Annotated in this window: 19 protein-coding genes and 1 pseudogene; 11 read left to right on the top strand and 9 right to left on the bottom strand. The window is 68.9% G+C overall.

The window, feature by feature from the left end:
- Positions 1 to 3: 3 nt before the first annotated feature.
- The 5 genes and pseudogenes from ACK59X_RS33340 (at position 4) to ACK59X_RS33320 (ending at position 3,025) form a co-directional block, all read left to right on the top strand.
- Positions 4 to 351 carry a GFA family protein gene (locus ACK59X_RS33340; protein ID WP_409963576.1) on the top strand — a complete coding sequence of 116 codons (348 nt, stop codon included), beginning with the start codon at positions 4 to 6 and terminating at the stop codon, positions 349 to 351.
- 26 nt (positions 352 to 377) lie between these two features.
- Entirely contained in the window at positions 378 to 866 is a 489-nt protein-coding gene (locus tag ACK59X_RS33335) for a DUF1579 domain-containing protein (protein ID WP_409963574.1), read from the top strand.
- Positions 867 to 904: 38 nt separating this feature from the next.
- Positions 905 to 1,180 (top strand): annotated as a pseudogene (locus ACK59X_RS33330) (MFS transporter); the annotation flags it as partial.
- Positions 1,181 to 1,385: 205 nt separating this feature from the next.
- Positions 1,386 to 2,432, top strand: a complete 1,047-nt coding sequence (locus ACK59X_RS33325; protein WP_409963572.1) for a pirin family protein — start codon at positions 1,386 to 1,388, stop codon at positions 2,430 to 2,432.
- Positions 2,433 to 2,554: 122 nt separating this feature from the next.
- Entirely contained in the window at positions 2,555 to 3,025 is a 471-nt protein-coding gene (locus ACK59X_RS33320) for a peptidylprolyl isomerase (protein ID WP_409963570.1), read from the top strand.
- A 5-nt stretch (positions 3,026 to 3,030) separates the two neighbouring features.
- Here the strand turns inward: ACK59X_RS33320 and ACK59X_RS33315 are convergent, their stop codons facing one another.
- Together ACK59X_RS33315 and ACK59X_RS33310 are read right to left on the bottom strand one after the other, a co-directional pair.
- The gene (locus ACK59X_RS33315; RefSeq protein ID WP_409963568.1) at positions 3,031 to 3,525 is read right to left on the bottom strand and encodes an N-acetyltransferase family protein; all 495 of its coding nucleotides are present in this window, start codon (positions 3,523 to 3,525) and stop codon (positions 3,031 to 3,033) included.
- On the bottom strand, positions 3,518 to 3,934 hold the full coding sequence (locus ACK59X_RS33310; protein WP_409963566.1) for a rhodanese-like domain-containing protein: 417 nt from the start codon (positions 3,932 to 3,934) through the stop codon (positions 3,518 to 3,520). Before ACK59X_RS33310 ends, ACK59X_RS33315 begins: the two co-directional genes overlap by 8 nt.
- A gap of 100 nt (positions 3,935 to 4,034) precedes the next feature.
- Between ACK59X_RS33310 and ftrA the strand changes: the two genes are divergently transcribed.
- Positions 4,035 to 5,024 carry a transcriptional regulator FtrA gene (gene ftrA, locus ACK59X_RS33305; protein WP_409963564.1) on the top strand — a complete coding sequence of 330 codons (990 nt, stop codon included), beginning with the start codon at positions 4,035 to 4,037 and terminating at the stop codon, positions 5,022 to 5,024.
- On the opposite strand, the gene ACK59X_RS33300 is transcribed toward ftrA, so the two are convergent.
- A complete protein-coding gene (locus tag ACK59X_RS33300) occupies positions 4,977 to 5,894 on the bottom strand; it encodes a LysR family transcriptional regulator (protein WP_409963562.1) in 918 nt (305 codons plus the stop codon). The genes ftrA and ACK59X_RS33300 overlap by 48 nt on opposite strands.
- 108 nt (positions 5,895 to 6,002) lie before the next feature.
- On the opposite strand from ACK59X_RS33300, the gene ACK59X_RS33295 reads away from it, so the two are divergent.
- Both ACK59X_RS33295 and ACK59X_RS33290 read left to right on the top strand, forming a co-directional pair.
- Positions 6,003 to 6,647 carry a glutathione S-transferase family protein gene (locus ACK59X_RS33295; protein ID WP_409963560.1) on the top strand — a complete coding sequence of 215 codons (645 nt, stop codon included), beginning with the start codon at positions 6,003 to 6,005 and terminating at the stop codon, positions 6,645 to 6,647.
- Positions 6,644 to 7,618 carry a pyridoxamine 5'-phosphate oxidase family protein gene (locus ACK59X_RS33290; protein ID WP_409963558.1) on the top strand — a complete coding sequence of 325 codons (975 nt, stop codon included), beginning with the start codon at positions 6,644 to 6,646 and terminating at the stop codon, positions 7,616 to 7,618. Before ACK59X_RS33295 ends, ACK59X_RS33290 begins: the two co-directional genes overlap by 4 nt.
- On the opposite strand, the gene ACK59X_RS33285 is transcribed toward ACK59X_RS33290, so the two are convergent.
- From ACK59X_RS33285 to ACK59X_RS33270, 4 genes are all read right to left on the bottom strand, one after another.
- A complete protein-coding gene (locus tag ACK59X_RS33285) occupies positions 7,587 to 8,459 on the bottom strand; it encodes a TIGR03915 family putative DNA repair protein (protein ID WP_409963556.1) in 873 nt (290 codons plus the stop codon). The two genes, ACK59X_RS33290 and ACK59X_RS33285, sit on opposite strands and share 32 nt — an antisense overlap.
- Positions 8,460 to 8,468: 9 nt before the next feature.
- Positions 8,469 to 9,746: a putative DNA modification/repair radical SAM protein gene (locus ACK59X_RS33280; protein ID WP_409963554.1), complete on the bottom strand. Its 1,278-nt coding sequence runs from the start codon at positions 9,744 to 9,746 to the stop codon at positions 8,469 to 8,471.
- A 113-nt stretch (positions 9,747 to 9,859) separates the two neighbouring features.
- Complete coding sequence (locus ACK59X_RS33275; RefSeq protein WP_409963552.1) at positions 9,860 to 10,414, bottom strand: PleD family two-component system response regulator; 555 nt, start codon at positions 10,412 to 10,414, stop codon at positions 9,860 to 9,862.
- Between the two features lie 177 nt (positions 10,415 to 10,591).
- Positions 10,592 to 11,479: a gamma-glutamyl-gamma-aminobutyrate hydrolase family protein gene (locus ACK59X_RS33270; RefSeq protein ID WP_409963550.1), complete on the bottom strand. Its 888-nt coding sequence runs from the start codon at positions 11,477 to 11,479 to the stop codon at positions 10,592 to 10,594.
- Between the two features lie 307 nt (positions 11,480 to 11,786).
- Here ACK59X_RS33270 and ACK59X_RS33265 point away from each other — a divergent pair, with 307 nt between their 5' ends.
- From ACK59X_RS33265 to ACK59X_RS33255, 3 genes are all read left to right on the top strand, one after another.
- Positions 11,787 to 15,407, top strand: a complete 3,621-nt coding sequence (locus ACK59X_RS33265) for a TonB-dependent receptor domain-containing protein (protein ID WP_409963548.1) — start codon at positions 11,787 to 11,789, stop codon at positions 15,405 to 15,407.
- Positions 15,388 to 17,367: a CHASE2 domain-containing protein gene (locus ACK59X_RS33260; RefSeq protein ID WP_409963546.1), complete on the top strand. Its 1,980-nt coding sequence runs from the start codon at positions 15,388 to 15,390 to the stop codon at positions 17,365 to 17,367. Before ACK59X_RS33265 ends, ACK59X_RS33260 begins: the two co-directional genes overlap by 20 nt.
- A 125-nt stretch (positions 17,368 to 17,492) precedes the next feature.
- Positions 17,493 to 17,843, top strand: a complete 351-nt coding sequence (locus tag ACK59X_RS33255) for an HPF/RaiA family ribosome-associated protein (protein WP_057200711.1) — start codon at positions 17,493 to 17,495, stop codon at positions 17,841 to 17,843.
- A gap of 3 nt (positions 17,844 to 17,846) precedes the next feature.
- Here the strand turns inward: ACK59X_RS33255 and ACK59X_RS33250 are convergent, their stop codons facing one another.
- Both ACK59X_RS33250 and ACK59X_RS33245 read right to left on the bottom strand, forming a co-directional pair.
- Positions 17,847 to 18,815: a PDR/VanB family oxidoreductase gene (locus ACK59X_RS33250; protein ID WP_409963544.1), complete on the bottom strand. Its 969-nt coding sequence runs from the start codon at positions 18,813 to 18,815 to the stop codon at positions 17,847 to 17,849.
- Positions 18,812 to 19,843, bottom strand: coding sequence for a Rieske 2Fe-2S domain-containing protein (locus tag ACK59X_RS33245; protein WP_409963542.1), 1,032 nt, complete (start codon positions 19,841 to 19,843; stop codon positions 18,812 to 18,814). Before ACK59X_RS33245 ends, ACK59X_RS33250 begins: the two co-directional genes overlap by 4 nt.
- Positions 19,844 to 20,201: the final 358 nt, after the last annotated feature.

Here is a 20,201-nt window from a genome sequence, read left to right as displayed (position 1 = left end):
GCCTTGCGCCAGACCGGAAGCTGCCTCTGCGGCAAGGTGGCCTTCGAGGTCGAGGGCAGCATCGACAGCGCCCTGGCCTGCAACTGCACCATGTGCCGTCGGCGCGGCTCGCTGCTGTGGTTCGTGCCGCATGACCGGCTCAGGCTGACCACGCCCGAGGCGGACCTCGCCAGCTATACCTTCTACAAGCACGTCATCCAGCACCGCTTCTGCCCGGCCTGCGGTATCCACACCCATGGCGAGGGCACGCACCCTGCGGGCCACAAGATGGCCGCGGTCAACCTGCGCGTGCTCGACGGCGTGGACCTCGACGCCATCCCCGTGCACCACCACGACGGCCTGGCGATGTAAACCCCCAACCCCCAAGGAGACACACCATGATGAATCCCGAACCCCAGGCGCAGCACCGCTGGCTGCAGCAACTGCTGGGCGACTGGACCTGCGAGTCCACCTGCGACACCGGTCCGGGCGAGCCGCCCATGACCAGCACCGGCACCGAACACGTGCGCCAGATCGGCGACCTGTGGGTGCTGGGCGAAGGCACGGGCACCATGCCCGATGGCGGCGATGCGCGCATGCTGCTCACCCTGGGCTACGACCCTGCGAAAGAAGCCTTCATCGGCACCTGGGTCGGCTCGATGGCGACCCACATGTGGATCTACCGCGGCACGCTCGACGCCACCGGGAAGGTGCTCCCGCTGGAGACCGAAGGCCCGAGCTTCACGGGCGATGGCAGCACCGCGAAATACCGCGACACCATCACCATCGTCGGCCCGAACGAGCGCACCCTGACCTCCTCCACCCAGCAGCCCGATGGGAGTTGGAAGGAGTTCATGAAGGCTGTTTACCGCCGCAAGACTTCGTGAACGAAACAACCCGTTGACCATGGCGCTTCGCATCGAAGCTGGTGCCGCTGGCCCTGCTGGGGCTGCGCAACCTGGCCATCTCCAACGTGGTGGGTGTGCTCTGGGCGGCGTCCATGTTCGCCTGGTTCTTTCTCTCGGCGCTGTACATGCAGCTGGTGCTGGGCTACGACGCCATGCAGGTGGGCCTGGCCTTCCTGCCGTCCAACCTCATCATGGCGGTGTGCTCGCTCGGGCTTTCGGCCTGGGTGGTGATGCGCTTGGGCATCCGCAGCACCCTGGGCCGGGGACTGGTGATGGCGGCAGCCGGCATGGCCGCCGTGCTCGGCGGGCTGGCGCTGAGGCCGGCGCCGGTTCCTACCAACGGCGCGCAGCCGGTGCACGCCTGACGGCGGGGCATTGTCCCGCCGCGCGCACCGCACTGTCCTATCCACAGGACTTCTGTTCGCGCGCTGTGGCCTCACTTGCAGGTGCAAGCCGTTCACAATCCGAGCGGCGCACCACACAAGGAGTCATCGCCCCATGTCGACCACCCACCCCACGCCTGTCCTGCAGAGCCAGCCGCTCGGCCCGCTGTGGCCCACGCTCGACCCGTTCCTGTTCTGTGCCCACCACGACGACGCCTACCCTGCGGGCAATGCGGCCTTCGGACCGGCCGTGCCCGTGGACGACCGCCAGATCGGCAGCGACTTCAGCCGCAAGGACGGCTGGAGCATGTACCACGGCGACACCGTGCCTGGCTTTCCCGGCCACCCGCACCGCGGCTTCGAGACCGTGACCTTGGTGCGCAAGGGGCTCATCGACCATTCCGACTCGCTCGGCGCGGCCGCGCGCTTCGGTGGCGGCGATGTGCAGTGGGTCACGGCCGGCAAGGGCATCGTGCATTCCGAGATGTTTCCGCTGCTCAATGCAACCGAGCCGAATCCGCTGGAGCTGTTCCAGATCTGGCTGAACCTGCCCGCGCGCCACAAGATGGTGGAGCCGCACTTCACCATGCTGTGGAACGAGAAGATCCCGCGCCTGGTGCACCACGACGAGGCCGGCCGCGCCACCACCGTGACCGTGGTGGCCGGCGCCCTGCCCGCAGCGCCCGCCCCGCTGGCGCCACCGCCCGAGTCCTGGGCCTCGCAACCCGGCGCGGACGTCGCGATCTGGACCCTGCGCCTGGAGCCCGGCGCGCAGTGGACCTTGCCTGCCGCGCAGGGCGAGGGCACCCGGCGCATGCTCTACTTCTTCGTGGGCGACGGCCTGCGCGTGGGCCCGCAGGACGTGCGCGAGCACGCCGCGATGGAAGTCGATGCACGCCAGGACTGGCTGCTGATCAACACCGGCCCCACCGTGGTGGAGCTGCTGGTGCTGCAGGGCCGGCCCATCGGCGAGCCCGTCGCGCAGTACGGCCCCTTCGTGATGAACACGCAGCAGGAGATCATGCAGGCCATGCAGGACTACCGCCGCACCCAGTTCGGTGGCTGGCCCTGGCCCGACAGCGACCCGGTGCACGGCACCGAGGCGCGGCGCTTTGCGCGCTACCCTGGCCAGGCCGAGGACGAGGTGCCGGCCGCGGCGTGAGGTGCGCTGCCCATCCCCTGCCGCGGCAGGGGTGGGCCGGGTCGTGGACAATCCGGCATCCTGATCCGCAAGGCGGCCATGCCGCCCCCTGCTTTTCCTTGAATGAACGCGCGCCAGAAACCATGAACATTGCCAAAGACACTGCCGTCACCATCAGCTACAAGGTCACCACGCCCGAGGGCAAGCCCCTGGATTCGGGCAACCTGTCCTACCTGCACGGCGGCTACGAGAACATCTTCCCCAAGGTCGAGGCCGCCCTCGAAGGCCATGCCGCCGGTTTCAGCACCACGCTGGACCTGGCGGTGGAAGACGCCTTCGGCGCGCGTGACGAGGGCCTTGTGCGCACCATTCCCAAGTCCGAGTTCCCCCCGGGCGTGAAGGTCGGCGGCCAGCTCCAGGGCGTGGGCCACGATGGCCAGCCCGCCGTGTTCAACGTGGTCAAGATCAAGGGGCCTGAAGTGCACCTGGATGGCAACCATCCCCTGGCCGGCCAGGCCCTGCGTTTCTCCTGCAAGGTGGCCAGCGTGCGCGCTGCCAGTGCCGAGGAAATTGCCCACCGCCACGTGCACGGCGACCACGGCCACCACCATTGATCGGCTCAGCCGGGCTGCCGCAGCGCCTCCTGCGGTAGCTCCCAGTGTTCCCAGTGCGTGTCGCGGCGCCCGCCGCAGCGCGCATACATGCGCTGGGCCGGCGCATTGCCCGGCAGTACCAGCCACTGCAGCCGCGTGGCGCCGATCGCTGACGCCCGCTTGCGCACCGCATCAAACAGCTGCTCGCCCAGGCCCCTGCGCCGGTGGGTGGGCTGCACCCACAGCTCCTTGAGCACCAGCGTGGGCTTCAGGTCGAAGGTGAAGCGGGTCAGCACCCAGACCGCATAGCCAGCGAGCGGCCCGCCCGCACCGGGCTCTGCCACCAGGCAGCCGAACTCGCGGTCCGCCCCGCTGCAGGCCAGCCCGCGGTCCAACAGGTCCTGCTCCGCCACCTTGAAGGCATCGGCATAGCCCTCGAAGACGGCCAGTGCGCGCATCATGGCGAGCAGTTGCGCTGCATCGTGCGGGCTGGCCTCGCGGATGTGGGTGGGTTCAGGCACCCTGGGCACCCTTCTCCACGCTGAAGCCCTCGTCGATCCAGCCGGTCAGGCCGCCGATCATCAGCTTCACCGGCAGCCCCAGCCGCGCCAGCCGCACGGCTCCGCGGTGGGCACCGTTGCAGTGTGGGCCCGCACAGTAGACGACGAACAGCGTGCCGGGCGCATACGCGGCCATCTTCGACTCGATGATCTTGCCGTGCGGCAGGCTCACGGCGCCGGGCACATGTCCGGCCTCGTACAGCGCATGGCTGCGCACGTCGAGCAGCACGAAGTCCTGCACGCCGCGGTCCATGGCGTCATGCACATCCCAGCAATCGGTCTCGAAGGCGAAAGCCGATTCGAAATGCGCGAGGGCTTGGTCACTGGGGGCGGCGGGGATGGCGGCGACGGCGCTTTGGGAAGAGGTCATGGTCGAGTGCTCCTGAATGGCTGGTGAGATGGCTCCAGTGTCGCCAGGGGAGCGCTTTCGGGCCAGTGGCTGACAGGACAATAGTCGGTAACATTGCGCCATGCCCCATCTCGTCGCAATCCTGGCCTACGACCGGCTGTGCACCTTCGAATTCGGCTGTGCGGTCGAGCTGTTCGCGCTGGAGCGGCCCGAGCTGGAGGTGGACTGGTACCGCCATGCCGTGTGCGCGGTGGAGCCCGGGCCGCTGCGTGCCATGGGCGGCCTGCAGGTGCAGGCGCCGCATGGCCTGGCCATGCTGTCGCGCGCAGACACCATCGTGGTGCCCGGCTGGCGCGATGCGGCCGAGCGCCCGCCCGAGGCGCTGCTGCGCGCCCTGCAACGCGCCTGGCGGCGCGGCGCGCGCATCTGCTCCATCTGCTCGGGCGTGTTCGTGCTGGCGCATGCGGGCCTGCTGGCCGGCCGGCGCGCCACCACCCACTGGCGCTACGCCGAGCGCCTGGCCAGCGAGTTTCCCGACATCACCGTGGACGTCTCGGCGCTTTACATCGACGAAGGCCAGGCCATCACCTCGGCCGGCTCTGCCGCCGGGCTGGACATGCTGCTGCACCTGGTGCGGCGCGACCATGGCGCGCGCGTGGCCAATGTGGTGGCCCAGCGGCTGGTGATGCCGCCGCACCGCGATGGCGGGCAGGCGCAGTTTGTGCCCCGGCCCATGCCGAGCACCGAGGTCAGCCCCATCGCCCGCCTGCTCGACTGGCTGCGCGAGAACGCGCGCCAGGACCATTCGGTGGATGCCATGGCGGAATTCGCACAGATGAGCCGGCGCACGCTGCAGCGCCGCTTCAAGGAGAGCACCGGCCTGTCGCCGCAGGACTGGCTGGTGCGCGAGCGCATCGGCATTGCCAAGGATCTGCTGGAGACGCATCCGGCCATGCCCATCGATGAAGTGGCGGATCTGGCGGGCCTGGGCTCGCCCGAGTCGCTGCGCCGGCATTTCCGGCTGCACCGGCTGCCTGCGCCCACGCGCGACCGGCAGGCCTTCTCAGCCCTTGCGGCCGAGCCCACGCCCTTGCAGGACGGGTTCGGCTGACAGCCGCTCGCGCGCAAACTCCACGAAGGCCCGTACTTTGGCCGGCGCACGCCGGCCAGCGGGGTAGACGATGTGCACGGGCACCTGCGGTGGCTCGTGCGCCGCCAGCACGATGCGCAGCCGGCCTGCACGCACACCCTGGGCCGCCTGGTAGGCCAGGCAGCGCGTGAGGCCCAGGCCCGACTCGGCCGCGGCGATGTCCACCTCGTTGCTGTTGCTGATCCAGGTGAACTGCGGCTGGCCCACCACGCCATCCTTGAACTTCCAGGGCGACACGCTGTTGTTGTCGAAGCTGAAGCCGATGGCCCGGTGCGTGGCCAGCTCGCCGGGGTGCTGCGGCTCGCCGTGCTGCGCCAGGTACCCGGGCGAGGCCACCACCAGGCGGCGCAGTGCACCCACCTGCACGGCCGTGAGGCGTGAATCCGGCAGGTGGGCTATGCGCACCGCCACGTCCATGCCTTCCTCCAGCAGGTGCACCAACCGGTTCACGAACAAGGTGCGCACCTGCACGCGCGGCTGGGCGTGCAGGAAGTCCTGCACGATGGGCGCCACGTGCCGCATGCCGAACATGTGCGGCGCAGTGATGGCCAGCAGGCCCTGGGGCTCGGCCTGCGCGCCGCGGGCGGCCTGTTCGGCCTCGTGCAGATCGGTGAGGAGGGGGCGGCAGTCGGCCAGGAAGCGCTCGCCCGCCTCGGTCAGGCGCACCGTGCGCGTGCTGCGCTGGAACAGCAGCACGGACAGGCGGGCCTCCAGCGCCGCAATGGCGCGCGTGACGGCGGTGGCCGACACCCCCAGGCGCCGCGCCGCAGCCGCAAAGCCGCCCGCGTCGGCCACGGCGATGAAGCAGCGCAAGGTGTCCAGATTGTCCATTGTTGCGATATCCGCAATTTTGATTGCCGTACTATGGCTATTCACGGCGGATCTGGCAATGGATATCGTTGAGGCATTCCTGTTTCCCTGTCTATAAGGACCCTCGCCATGGCACCCTCCACCCCCCTCAAGCTCTACCGCATGCCCATCTCGGGCCACAGCCACCGGGTCGAACTCATGCTGTCCATGCTGGGGCTACCGCACGAGCTGGTCCATGTGGACGTGATCGCCGGCGAGCACCGCCAGGCCGCGCATCTCGCGCGCAACCCTCTGGGCCAGATCCCGGTACTGGTCGATGGCGACTTGGTGCTGTCCGACAGCAACGGCATCCTGGTCTACTTGGTGCAGCGCTACGCGCCAGGCAGCCACTGGATGCAGCGGGACCCGGTGGGCCAGGCCGGCCTGCAGCGCTGGTTCAGCCTGGCGGCCGGCATGCTGGCGCCCGGCGCATCGAGCGCCCGCTTTGCCGCCATCACGGGCCGCGAACCCAGCGAGGCGGCGCTCGCCATTGGCTGGCGGCTGTTCGATTTCATGGAGCCGGCGCTCGAAGGCCGTGACTGGTTGCTGGGCGGTGCCCAGCCCAGCCTGGCCGACATCGCCATGGTCAGCTACACCTCGCAGGCCCCCATCGGCGGGCTCTCGCTGGACCGCTACCCGCGCATTGCCGCCTGGGTGGCACGGGTAGAAGCCCTGCCGGGCTATGTGCCGCTGGCCGACCGCCTGCCGGCCCCTAACGCCGTGGTGGCCGCATGAGCACCGGGGCCGCTGCTGCCTTCCACGTGGGCGAACAGGCGCTGCAGGAGCGCGTGGGCGTGCGCGAGCGCATGGCCGCGGTCGGCCCCGTGGTGCTGCGCGACCACATGCCCGACCAGCACCGCGAGCTGTTCGAGAAGCTGCCCACCCTGCTGCTGGGCGCGCTCGATGGCCAGGGCCAGCCCTGGGCCACCATGGTGGCCGGCGCGCCCGGCTTCGTGCAGACGCCCGATGAGCGCAGCATGCAGATCGCCGCGGTGCCCGATGCGGTCGACCCGGTGCTGGCGCAGCTCACGCAAGGGTCGCCGGTGGGCGTGCTGGGCCTGGAGCCGCACACGCGCCGGCGCAACCGCATGAACGGGCGGGTGGCTGCGTTTGACGCCCAGGAGGGCTTGGTGGTGGATGTGGTGCAGAGCTTTGGCAACTGCCCCAAGTACATCCAGGCGCGCGCGCCCGGGCTGCGGGCCGAGGTGGCGCCGCCTGCGCCGGCCCAGGCCTTGGGCCCGGGACTCGATGCCGCCGCGCTGGCGCTGATCCCGCGCAGCGACACGATGTTCATCGCCAGCGCTTCGGCTGCGCATCCGGGGAGCCGGCGCAACGAGGGGGTGGACGTGTCCCACCGCGGCGGCGAGCCCGGTTTCGTGCATGCCGAGCACACGGCCGAGGGCCTGGTGCTCAGCCTGCCGGACTACCCTGGCAACCTGTTCTTCAACACCCTGGGCAACCTCGCCCTGCACCCGCAGGCCGGACTGCTGTGGGTGGACTATGAAGAGGGCGGCCTGCTGCATGTGGCGGCACGCGCCGAGCTGCTCTGGGACGAGGCCTCGCGTGCACGCTGGCCCGGTGCGCAGCGTGTGCTGCGCCTGCACGTGCAGGGCGGCCTGTGGCGCGCGAACGCACTGCCCTGGCGCTGGACCACAGCCGAGCCCGCGCCGCAGTTCAGTGCGATGCGTGCGCGTGCGACGGTGTGAGCGGAGCGATGCGCTTGCGCGGCGTGGTGGCCGCGGCCTCGACCATGCGGCCGCTGCGTTCGTGCGCGCCGTGGGCCAGCTCGCTGATCAGCGTGGCCTCGGGCAGGTTGCGCCAGTAGCGCTGGGGCATCTCCTTGCGCATCATGGTGGTCTTTAGGCGCGCGGGGTTGAAGATGTGGCGGTAGTAGGTGAGCCACAGCGCCTCGCCGGCGTCGGGCGGCGGCGCATCGCTGCGCTGCGCGCCGGGACCCAGGTGCAGTTGGCTACCGTCCCAGCGCACGCTGGCATCGGGCGTGAGAATGGCCCAGTGCATCTGCGTGAAGCGGCGCACGAAGAAGCCGGCATTGGCCTCGGTGATGAAATGGTCGGGCTCGAACCAGGCCACCTGCACGGTCTGGCCATGGCTGTCGGTCACCGGGCGAAAGCGCACGAAGGCGTGCATCTTGTGCATGTCGCGCGCCACCGCGCGCACCATGTGGTGGGCCTGCAGGCGGTCGGCATCGAGCGGGTCGTGGCGCAGCGCACGCTCGTGCGCCAGGCGCCACAGCAGCCGGTACATCAATGCAAAGCGCGCCGGGTTGCGATGCAGCACCAGGCGTTCGCACAGGTGCACGAACGCCTCGGGGACCCGCAGCACCGGGCCAGGCTCCGTGGCTGGCGGCGGGGAGCCGGTGCAGTGCATGCCATCCGAAGGGGTGCTGAACAGATCGCGCGCAGCGGTCTGCGGGGTGTGCCACTCCACCTCCTGCGGGGGGACGCCGGCCTGCACCAGGGTGCGCGCCGCCTGGCGGAAGCCGCCCCAGTCGGTGGGGTGGGCAAGGGTGATGGTGTGGCAGGCCATGGGCGGATTTCAGTCAATCAGGCTGCGCTGCGCGGGGGGAGGCGCCAGGCGGGCCGCCAGGTCGGCCGCATCGAGCGCGCGGCCGGGCCGGTAGTCGGCCGCTTCCACAAAGGGCAGCACTTTCTTGAGCGGCACGTGCAGGCGCGCCAGGTCGGCATGGCGCAGGCGCCGCACACGGCGCGCAGCCAGCAGGCGGTCCACCGTCTGCACGCCAAAGCCGGGCACGCGCAGCAGCAGCTCGCGCGGCGCGGTGTTCAGGTTCACGGGAAAGCGCTCGCGGTGGGCAATCGCCCAGGCCAGTTTGGGGTCCATGTCCAAGGCCAGCATGCCGCCCTGGCCGGCGGGCACGATCTCGCCATGCGCGAAGCCGTAGTAGCGCATCAGCCAGTCGTCCTGGTACAGGCGGTGCTCGCGCACGGTGGGCGGCGCGATCAGCGGCAGCGCGCGCGCCGCATCGGGGATGGGGCTGAAGGCCGAGTAGTACACGCGCCGCAGCCGGTGCACGCCGTAGAGCCCGGCGCTGGTGGCCAGGATGGTGCGGTCGTCGGTGGCGTCGGCGCCCACGATCATCTGCGTGCTCTGGCCGCCGGGTGCGAAATGCGGGGCCGGGGCACGGCGCGCACGTGCCGAGGCAGGCATGGACACCACCTTGGTGGCCGCCTGCGCCTTGCGTGCTTGCCGTGCCTCCTCGATGTGCACCGCCATGCGCGCCATGGAGCGGGTGATGGCGGCCCCGTCCTTCTGTGGCGCCAGCGCCGCCAGGCCTTCCTGCGTGGGTAGCTCCACGTTGATGCTCAGCCGGTCGGCATGGCGGCCGGCGCGCTCCATCAGCTCGGGCGAGGCATCGGGAATGGTCTTCAAGTGGATGTAGCCGCGAAAGTCGTGCTCCTCGCGCAGCACACGCGCCACTTCCACCACCTGCTCCATGGTGTAGTCGGGGCTCTGGATGATGCCGCTGGACAGGAACAGCCCCTCGATGCAGTTGCGCCGGTAGAAATCGAGCGTGAGCTGTACGACTTCCTGCACCGTGAAGCGGGCGCGCGGCACGTTGCTGCTGACCCGGTTCACGCAGTACAGGCAGTCGTACTGGCAGAAGTTGGTCAGCAGGATCTTGAGCAGCGAGATGCAGCGCCCATCGGGCGCATAGCTGTGGCAGATGCCCATACCCTCGGTCGAGCCCATGCCGCGTCCGCCGACGGAATCGCGCGGCGCGGCACCGCTGGACGCGCACGAAGCGTCGTACTTGGCGGCGTCGGCCAGGATGGCAAGCTTGGATTGCAAAATCACTGTATGAATTTACAGTGATTTGGAGGTTTTGACCAGCGCGGGGTTATTGGGACAGGGCTTTGCGCATGCGCTACCCCGTGCCGGCAGGCCGGGACTCAACGCAGTGCGCGCGATTACAACGGGGCGGGCGAAGTGGCCGCATCGCCCGGTGCGCCGCCCCTGCGCCGGGGAATGAGCTGTGGGTCGAGCAGGGCCTCGATGCGGGCGAAGATCTCGTGGCGCGAGAACGGTTTCTTCATGAAATCGTCGGCGCCGATCCGGTTGGCATAGAACTGCTCGGTGGCGTGTTCATTGCCGCTGATCATGATCACCGGGATGTGGTGCGAAGCCGGTGTCTTGCGGATGTGGCGCAGCGCGTTGAACCCGTTCATGCCCGGCAGGATGATGTCCAGAAAAACCAGATCGGGCGGTTCCTCGGCGATCAGGGCCAGGCCCCGCTCGGCATCCAGCGCCTCGCGGGTGTCATAGCCGGCCGAGGCGAGGGTCTTGCGCAGTACGGCGACGACGGTCGGCGAGTCGTCAATGATCAGCACCTTGGTGCCTTTGCGCGCATTGACACGCCGGTGCTTGCGCCGTTCCTGCGGCGCTGCTGCAGGTGTGGGAAGGGCCTCTGCGGGACGGTCCGTCGGCTTGCGCACGCCGCCCAGAAGGCGGTCGAAGATGCTCATGGTGCGGGCTCGCTTCTAGCTGGATAAGGGCTCATCAGGCGCCAAGTATCCAGGAAGTTGGGCTGCGGCAGAAGGTGCCGGTGCTTCGCCGGTCCCGCGGGGTAAGAAAAAGTGGGCGCTTTTGCGGTTTTTTTGCTGCGGCGGGCGCAATGAATGGGGTGTGCTGCAGGCGCGGTCTCATTGCTCCCCGGCCTTTTGCCGGTCCTTGCGCATGGCGCGCCGCAGAAGCCGGGTGGCGCGGTCGCGGAACGGCGACGCATGGGGCTCCGGGGCACCCTGCGCCTTGGCCTTGGTGCAGGCGGCCAGAAAGTCCTCGAGGATGGCGGTGTCGTCCAGCGTGTCGGAGCCCGGCTTGTGGAACTCGGGGTGCCATTGCGTGGCAGCGATGTAGCCGCGCCCTGGGGCGGGCTTGAGGCGGATGGCTTCGGGCACGCCATCCGGTTCGCTCAGGGCCTCCACCTCGAAGTCCGGTGCCACGCGCTTGATGCCCTGGTGGTGGATGCTGTTGACCCGTGCGCGCGCGGTGTCGGGGTACAGCTGGGCCAGGCGTGAGCCCGGCACGATCTGGATGTCGTGGAAATGCTGGTCGTAGGTGCTGGCGTTGCGGTGCTGCTGGGCACCGGGGTGCTGGAACTCGATGTCCTGGTACAGCGCGCCGCCGAAGGCCACGTTGATCAGCTGCAGGCCCCGGCAGACACCGAAGATGGGCTTGCGCACCTCGGCGAAGGCCTTGACCACGGCCAGGTCGTACAGGTCGCGCACGCGGTCGCCCACCCATTCCTCGCGTAGCGGCTCCTCGCCGTAGTTACCGGGCCAGACATCGGCACCGCCGTGCATGACCACGCCATCGAGCCATTCGGCATAGTGCGCCAGCGTCACGTCACCGCGTGCTGTCTCGCCCGTGGGGCAGGGAACCATCACCACCATGGCCCCGGCGGACATGAGCCAGTGGGCGATGGATTGCTCCACATACTGCAGGGTCTTGCCGGTGAACAGGGGGCGGTTGGGGTCGGCGTGCTGGAAGCAGGCGGACAGGCCGATCTTGAGGCGGGGGGCGGCGGGCATGGGTTGAGGCTCCACGGGGAATGTGCGATGCGGGTCCGCACATGCAATGCAATAGATAGTTACGTTGTAGCACCGGCCCCTTGGTGCCGTCTGTAGGAAAGGGCCGTGCATCCCCTGCCTGCGCCACGCGGTGCTATGAAATGTGGCTTTCTTCATGAAATGGCGGCGCGCTACCCGGTGCGGGGGGTGTGTGGCCCGTCCTCGCTCACGATAATTTCAGTAACCGGTTGTGACCGGGTTGGTGCGGCTTGTTCGTGGCCGCGCCTGCGCCGCGTTCTACCCGCTCTACAAGACAACAAGGCACCCCATGCGCCACCCCACGATGCGTCTCTCTGCGCTGGCCGCGCTTCTGGCCCTGGCATGGCCCCCGGGCCATGCCGCTGTGCCCCCGGGCGCGGCGGCCGAGATCGTCAACCTGCAGGGCGTGGGCGACCAGCGCGCCGCGGCCATGCCGGATTGGAAGCCGGCGCGCCAGGCCCAGGCGCTGGCGGCCGGTGACTTCGTGCGCACGCGCGAAGCGGCACGCATGGCCCTGCTGTTTGCCGACGACACCCAGCTGCGCCTGCACCAGAACACGGTGCTGCAGGTCAAGGCCGTGGCGACGCCCGCGCAGCCGATGACCACGCTGATGCTCAGCGCCGGCCGCGCTTGGACGCAGACGCGCCGCGCCGACGGCAGCCGCCTCACGCTGGAAACGCCCGCCGCCACGGCGGCGATCCGCGGCACGGATTGGGACATCGAGGTCGCTGGCGATGGCCGCACGCTGATCACCGTGCTGTCGGGCACGGTGGAGTTTGGCAATGCCCAGGGGCAGGTCTCGGTGGCGGCCAATGAGGCCGCCTATGCCGATGTCGGCCAGGCACCGGTGAAGATGGTGCTCATCCAGCCGCGTGACCGCATCCAGTGGGTGAATGCGCTGCGCGCCGACCCGCTGCCCGCGCTTGCGGCGCAGGGCGCAACCGATGGTGGAATTCCCGCCGTGCTGGAGCCGGTGCAGCGTGCGCTCGCGCGCCGCGATGCCGTCGCTGCCTCCGTGGCCCTGGCCCAGGTCCGTGGCCAGGTGCCTGCCGGCTGGGCCGCCACCATGGAGTCGGCCGTGGCGCTGCAGGCTGGCGATTTGCAGGCCGCCCGCACCCGGTTGGCGCAGCAGGCGGGCGCGGCGGCAGGCCAGCCGCCGGTGCTGGCCGCCTGGCTGATGCAGTCGGACCTGCAACTGCTCGATGGCGATGGCACTGCGGCCGTGGCCACCCTGCGCACCGCGCTTGCGCGGCACTGGCCCGCGCATCCGGCCCTGCTGGCGCAACTGGCGCGCGTGCAACTGCTCACCGACCGGGTGGACGAAGCGCAGGCCACGCTGGCAGGAACCGGCGGGTCGGTCGATGCAAGCCTGGCACTGGTGCGCGCCGAGCTGGCCCGTCGACAGGGCGATGGGCCAGGGGCCATTGCCGCCTATACCGAGGCCACGGCGCGCTTGCCTGGCGACGCGCGGGCCTGGCAAGGCCTGGGCAGCGCGCATGTGGAGCGCGAGGAGATCAGGCCCGCGCGCGCAGCGTTGGACCCGGCGCTGGTGCTGGACGTCCAGGTGCCGGGCGCGCAGGGTGAGAGGGGCACGCTGGCGACGTTCATCAACCAGTTCACCGAGGCCGGCCTGGCGTTCGAGACCGCGCTGCGCGACAACCCGGCCGACTATGTCGCACTCACCGGCCAGGGGCTCATGCACCTCAAGCAGGGCCGACCCGAGGCAGCGCTCGGTGATTTCCTGCGCGCGGGCGTGATGGAGCCGCGCTATGCGCGCGCCAAGGTCTGGACGGCGGTGGCCTACTACCAGCTCGGGCGCACGCCCGATGCGCTGGCCACGCTGCGCCAGGCCAGCGCCCTGGACGACAAGGACCCCTTGCCCTACCTGCTGCTGGCGCAGATCCAGACCGACCTGTTCCAGCCCGGCGATGCCGTCGATTCCGCGCGCGCGGCCGTGCAGCGCATGCCCTACCTCAAGTCGCTCAACCAGGTGGCCAACGACCAGAAGGGCAGCGCCAACCTGGGCGCCTCCCTGGCTTTCTTCGGCATGGAGGAATGGGCGCTGGAGCTGGCGCAAAAGAGCTTCTCGCCGTACTGGGGCGGCAGCCACTTGTTTCTGGCCGACCGCTACCGCGGTGAATTCGCCAAGAATTCGGCGCTGTTCCAGGGCTTTCTGACGGACCCCATGGCCTTTGGTGCCAGCCAGCTGCATTCCTCGCTGCTGCAGCGCCCCGGCAGCCATGGCGCGCTGGGCCTGCTGCTCGACCGCGATTTCTACCGCATGAGCGCGCCCTCGGTCACGCTCAATGGCATGGACAACAGCCACCGGCCGGTGTCCTGGTTCCTCAAGGCGCAGAGCGCGCGCGCCAGGCGTTCGCCGATTGACGTCGGGGTGTTCAATGTGCCGGCATTCCACGATCCCTCGGGGACGGGTGACATCGGTGCCGAGGTGATGACCTTCGGCCTGGGGCTGCAGCCCAGCGAGCGCCTGAACCTGTTCGCCTATGCCAACCAGTACGACGTGTCGCTCACGGGCCACAACCGGCTCGACCTGTGGGGCGATGGCTCCGAGGTGCGGCAGACCACGGCGCACAACCGGGCGCGCCTGGGCGTGGCCGGGCTGTCGTACCGGTGGAGTCCGGTGGAGCAGACCTGGCTCAAGATCGGGCGCAGCCGCGAGCGCAACCGCACCGACAACTTTCCCACCCTGTTCCTCTTCGAGCCGCTGGCGGCATTGGGCGGGTTGAAAGCATCACCCGAGAAGGCCTTCACCGACCTGCAACTGCGCCACAGTGTGGACCCGCAACCCGGGCAGCGCTTCAGCGTGGCACTGGAGCATGTGGCCGAAAAGCAGTCCAGCGAAGTGAGCGGCTACGGCCCCCTGATCCGCCGCGACATCAGCGTCGTGCCCGATATCCTGGTGTTCGCCGGGGTCAACGAGATCGACCGGCGCTACACCGGCCTGACCCTTGCGGGCAGTCAGCAGTTCACGCCAGAGTGGTTGCTCGACGGCGCTGTGGGCGTGCAGCAGATCCGCCACCGGGTGCGCGGCGGCAATGCGGTGGGCCTGCTGGTCCGGGACGTCAGCGAATCGAGCCAGGCCCGGCGCAGCGACACGGAAAAGGTGGTGACACCGCGCGTGGGTGTGGTGTTCACCCCCGCGGCCGGGACCACGCTGCGCATGGCCTACCAGGACTGGCTGCGCCCGCTGAGTGCATCCACCCTCACCAGCGTGGAGACGGCCGGCATCCCTGTCGAGGACCGCATGGTGGAGGCCGGCGGGCGCCACCGCCGCACAGTGGCGCAGCTGGGCATGGAAATCGACGATCGCACCTTTCTGCATCTGCGCGCCGACCACCTGCGCGTGCGCAACCCCGGCGTGATCGGGGTGGACCTGCGCACACCGAGCATGCCCTTCCTGGAAGAGATGCGCAATGCGCAGCTCATCAACCTCTCGACCACCGATGTGCTCGAAGGCACGCCAGGTTTCGAGGAGGGCACGCTGCAGGCCCTGGGTGCCGGTGTGAACCGCATGTTCAGCCGCCAGTGGTCGGGCTACGCCAAATACCTGTACCAGCACAGCAGCAGCCAGTACCGGGACAGCACCAGCAACCGCATGGTGCGCGACCTGCGCATCCCCTACATCCCGCGCCACACCGCCGTGATCGGGGCCACCTGGGCCAGCGCGCAGCGCGTGTACCTGAGCGCCCGGGCGGTCTACCGGTCCGAGCGCTTCGAGGACAAGGAAAACCTCACGCGCCGCCCGCCGGGCTGGAGCATGGACCTCGTGGGCTACTGGGAGACGCGGGACAAGCACTGGGTCGTCGGCGCAGGGGTGCTCAACCTGTTCGGCGACCGGACGCCGCGCCAGACGGTCCGGTACGTGATCGATGCGCGCTACCGTTTCTAGGAGCGCGTGGCGCGAGTCGGCGCTGGCCTTGGCGGCCAGCGTGCTGGTGCTGCTGCTGGTCTGGTCCGCCACCTTCACGCGGCCCTGGCACGCGCTGGAGTTCAAGACCTTCGACGTGCTCACCTCCTGGGCCGCGCCACAGCGCGCAGCCTCCCCGGTGGTGATCCTCGCCATCGACGAGCCCACCTTCCAGGCGCTGCAGCAGCACTGGCCCTTTCCGCGCAGCCTGCATGCGCGCCTGATCGAGCGGGTCCATGCCGATGGTGCCGCTGCCATCGGCATGGACGTGGTGTTTGCCGACCCGGGCAGCGAGCAAGAGGATGCGGCACTGGAGCGCGCGGTGGCGACTGCGGCCCCGGTGGCGCTGGCTTCGGCGCGTGCCAAGGTGGAGAGCGGCAATGCCACGCTGTGGACCGACGTGCCCCCCTTGCCCCGCCTGCTGGCCGCGGGCGGCCAGGCGGGCAGCGCGCTGGTGCTGCCCGATGACGATTTCGTGGTGCGCCGGGCCTTTGGCGATGCGGACAGCCTGGCCATGCAGCTGGCGCGCCGCGTGGCGGGAACCCGGGCGAGCGACCTGCAGCCCGCCGAATGGCTGGCCTACCGTGGCCCGCGCGGCACCTTCGACACCCGCTCGTACTACCAGGCCCTGGAGCCGGGGCTGCTGCCGCCAGGCTTCTTCAAGGACAAGATCGTGCTGGTCGGGCGCTCCGCGCTCAGCGCGTCGGAGCTGGAGAACGCGCAGGCCGACCTGTTCAATTCGCCCTTTGGTTCGACCGGAGGCGAGCGCCTGTTTCCCGGTGTGGAACTGCAGGCCACGCAGGTGGACAACCTGCTGGCGGGCGACGGCCTGCGCAGCGCGCCCGGCCACTGGACGCCCGTGCTGCTGCTGCTCCTGGTTCCGCTGGTGCTCCTGGCCGGCTGGCGCCTGCACACTGGCTGGGCCGTTGCGCTGATGGCAGGCCTCATCGCGGCCATGGCGCTCGCCTCGTGGCTGCTGTTCGCGTACGCCCGGCTGTGGTGGCCGCCGCTGGTTCCCATCGCCTCGACCGCGGGGCTGACGGGCGCGACCGCGCTGGTCATCTACGCCACGGTGCGCCGACGCGCCCTGCAGACCCGTGCCATGTTCGCCCAGTACGTGCCGCCGACCGTGGTGGCACGCCTGGTGGCCGAGCCCGGGCTGATGCGCCTGGGCGGCGAAGTGCGCGAGGTGACCATCATGTTCACCGACCTGGCCAACTTCACTACCCTATCGGAGCAACTGAGCGCCGAGCAGACGGTGGAATTGCTCACGGGCTATTTCGACGCCATGACACCCATCATCCATGCCAGCGGCGGCACGGTGGACAAGTTCATCGGTGACGCCGTGATGGCCTTCTGGGGCGCGCCGCTCGACGATGCACAGCACGCCGAGCATGCGGTGCGCGCGGCCCTGGACATGCAGCAGGCCATGGAAGCGCTGGTGGCCGATCTGCGCGCGCGCGGCCTGCCGCCGCTGCAGATGCGCATCGGCCTGCACACGGGGCGGGTGGTGGTGGGCAATGTGGGTTCGCAGCAGCGCTTTTCGTACACCGTGATCGGCGATGCGGTGAACCTCGCGGCACGCCTGGAGGGGGCGAACAAGGCCTTCGGCACGGGCATCCTGCTGTCGGAAGCCACTGCCCGGCAGCTCCCCGAATGGCTGCCGCTGCGCGTGCTCGAGGCGGTCATCGTCAAGGGCCGGGCCGAGCCGGTGCGCGTCTTCACGCTCTGTGCCGATAGCGCGGTCTGCGCGCTGTCGGTAGCGGCCCTGGACGCATTCCAGGCGGGCGATGCCGCAGCGGCGGCAGCACACATCAATCAGCTGCTGCAGCGCTGCCCGGGCGACCCGGCCGCACTGCGCCTGCAGGCCCGCGTGGCCGAGGCCGCGGCCCTGCCTGCAGGCGCGCCTTTGCCGACTGCCGTCGCACTGGGCAAGTTGTAAGAACCTGTGTTTAACAGGTTCTTACGTGGTCGATTCGCGCTGTGGCGGCTTTGGTGCCACCATGGAGCCACGGCTGCGGTCCTGCACCAAAGCCTTTCTCTCACAAACACCCCAAGGAGCCCAGCATGCAAGTACAAGTCAACACCGACGACCACATCAACGGCAGCGAATCCCTGGCCCAATGGGTGACCGACGAAGCCAAGACCCGGCTGGCGCGTTTTCAGGACCATGTGACGCGGCTCGAAGTGTTCCTGTCCGACGTCGATGCCGGCAAATCGGGAGCCAAGGACAAGCGCTGCCGCATCGAGGCGCGTGTGACCGGCCGCCAGCCCGTGACGGTGACCGACGAGGCCGACAAGATGGCCAACGCCTTCATCGGCGCCACCGACAAGCTGGCGCGTGCGCTCGACACCGACCTGGGCCGTGCCAAGGACCGGCATGGCCGGGACACCATCCGCACCGCCGAAGCGGAGTAGCCCTCAGAGATCGAGCACCAGCAGCTTGCTTTTTGCGCGCGAGCAGCAGGGCATGAACTGCTCGTTCGATGCCCTCTCTTCGTCGGTGAGGTATATGTCGCGGTGGTCCACCTCGCCTTCGAGCACGCGCGTGATGCAGGTGCCGCACACGCCCTGCTCGCAGGACGTCATGATGTCCACGCCATGCGGGCGCAGCGCATCCACGATGGAGATGCCGGCCGGAATCGCGTAGGTGCTCCCCGTGCTGGCAATGCGCACTTCGAAGGCGCCATCGCCCGAGGTGTCCTGCGCGGGCGCGCCGAAGTATTCGAGGTGGATGCGCTCTGCCGGCCACCCCAGGTTCTTTGCGGTGTTGACTACATGGTCGATGAAACCGGCCGGGCCGCAGACGTACAGGCGCGAGTCGGGTGCGATATCGGCCAGCACGGCCATGAGGTCCAGTTTTTGCGTGGCATCGCCATCGTCGGTATGGATCTGCACGTGCGGCGCCATGGCCGATGCCGCGATCTCCTGCGCAAATGCCGTGCGTGCCGCTGAACGTGTGCAGTAGTGCAGCGTGAAGTCGGCGCCAGTGTTGGACAGGCGCTCGGCCATGCACAGCAACGGCGTCACGCCGATGCCGCCCGCCAGCAGCAGTGTGCGCTGCGCCGGATGCAGTTCGAAGTGGTTGCGCGGTGCGCTGATGGTGAGCGTGTCGCCCTCGTGTACGGCATCGTGCATGCCCACGGAGCCACCGCGTGAAGCCGCGTCGCGCAACACGGCGATGCGGTAGCGGTGTCGTTCGCTGGCGCTGTTGCACAGCGAATACTGGCGCGTGATGCCTCCGGGCACATGGACGTCGATGTGCGAGCCGGCGCTGAACGCGGGCAGTGGTGAGCCATCGGGCCGCGCCAGCTCGAAACTGGCAATGCCCTCGGCCTCCACCTGCCTGCGCACCACGCGCACCTGCAGGGTGTCCTGCGCGCCGCTCATGCCGCCTGCTCCGCCGCCAGGACGCGGTCGATCACCTTGCGCGACTGCACGCCGCCGGCATCGATGTTGAGCATGAGCAGCTTGCGCTCGGGGTAGCGCGTGAGGTTGAGCTGCTGCAGTTCCAGCATCTCGCGGTCTTCGGAGAAGATCTTGCCCTGGCCTTCGCGGATCTGCGCCGTGAGGGACGGGTCGCCCGGCTTGAAGTTGCGTGCCATGCCCCAGAAGTAGTGGATGGAGGTCTCGGTCTCGGGCGTGATGAAGTCCACCACGATGCTCGAGGCCTTCTTGTCCGCCGGCGCGTCGTAGCCGCCATGGCCGGCCAGTGCCACGCCCACCTCGATCAGCACATGGCTTGGGGGCGTGAAGTGGCAGATCTGCCAGCGGTCCACCGGCTGGTCATCGGGCAGGCCGTTCATGCGCAGCGCCATCTGCCAGAACGGCGGTGCCTGGATGTTCTCCATGTGGCGGCTGGTGATGACCTCGTCGCCCTCCACGCGGGTCTTGCACGGAACCTCGTCGATCTCCTTCTGGCCGATGCTGTTGGCGTGCACATAGGTCTCGTGCGTCAGGTCCATCAGGTTGTCGACCATGAGCCGGTAGTCGCAGTCAATGTGGTACAGCCCGCCACCATAGGCCCATTCGGGGCTCTCGGCCCATTCCAGGTGGTGGATCTTGGCGGGGTCGGCCTGCACCGCGTCGCCGGGCCAGACCCAGATGAAACCGTAGCGCTCCACCACCGGGAAGCTGCGCGTGCGCGGAAAGCCCTGCACCCGCTGGCCGGGCATGGACACGGCCTTGCCATCGCAGCCCACGCGCAGGCCGTGATAGCCGCACATGAGCTGGCCGTCGCATACCTTGCCCAGCGACAGAGGCGCACCGCGGTGGGGGCAGAAGTCGTCGAGCGCGGCCACCTGGTCGGGCGCAGGACGGTAGAAGACCATCTTCTCGCCGCAGATGGTGCGACCCAGGGGCTTGTCGGCAATCTCGTCGGGGGTGCAGGCGACGTACCAGGCGTTCTTGGGGAACATGATTTTTGTCTCTCTCCGTGGGGTGGCAGCGCTTTTGCGGTCTTGGTATACAACCAGTCCAGCAGATCGCCGTGTTAATGCGCTTATTGTGGGGAAAAGGCGGTTTTCTGTATACATAGAAAACAAGGAAATCAGCTATCGCAGCCAGGCATATCAACTAGATCGTTGTTTTGTAAGGGCTGCAGTGTTGTTGCCAATGGATGTGAACTTGATTTCTGTATACAGTCGCGCTCATCCATCCCGTGTCTCCTGAATGAACAACCCAGACCCCCAGGCGCTGGCCGGCCCAGGCGAGGCGACCGATGCCTGCGCCTCGCAATCGGTGAAGGCCCAGATGCGCTTGCGTGAAATTATACTG

It is taken from the genome of Acidovorax sp. (genome assembly GCF_046339755.1).
Taxonomy (GTDB): Bacteria; Pseudomonadota; Gammaproteobacteria; order Burkholderiales; family Burkholderiaceae_C; genus Acidovorax.
This window is presented reverse-complemented; position numbering and strand designations above follow the sequence as displayed.